This is a genomic window from Mesorhizobium sp. M8A.F.Ca.ET.181.01.1.1, from assembly GCF_004792025.1.
Classification (GTDB): Bacteria; Pseudomonadota; Alphaproteobacteria; order Rhizobiales; family Rhizobiaceae; genus Mesorhizobium.
Genome location: NZ_SRTV01000146.1, coordinates 1 through 333, shown reverse-complemented (window position 1 = coordinate 333; position 333 = coordinate 1). Strand labels below are relative to the sequence as shown.

1 protein-coding gene is annotated in these 333 nt (G+C 54.4%); it reads left to right on the top strand.

Translation table 11 applies throughout. The features are described 5' to 3' along the window. On the top strand, positions 1-333 hold a 333-nt coding region (locus EN824_RS33970; protein ID WP_189522281.1), incomplete at both ends, for an acyl-CoA dehydrogenase family protein.

The following is a 333-nucleotide window of genomic DNA, read 5'->3' as shown; positions in this document are numbered from 1 at the left end:
GAGGTTTCGGGGAATTTTTGCCGAAATCGGCAAAGATTCAATACGACACGATCTGGAACGCGAGCTTCGTTTCGATGACTACGAAGCTTTGAAAAAGGCCGGCTTTTCCAGATTGCGCCTGCCGGAGAAATTTGGCGGCCTGGGGCTGACGCTTCCCGAGCTTTTTGGTTTGATCATTGAACTCGCGCAGGCGGATCCCAACCTCACCAATGCTTACCGCAGCCATCTTGGCTTTACGGAAGATCTGCTGAATGCACCAGCTTCGCCATGGCGGGATGCGTGGCTGGAGCGGATCGGACGTGGCGAAACCATTGGCAGCGGCTTTTCGGAAAT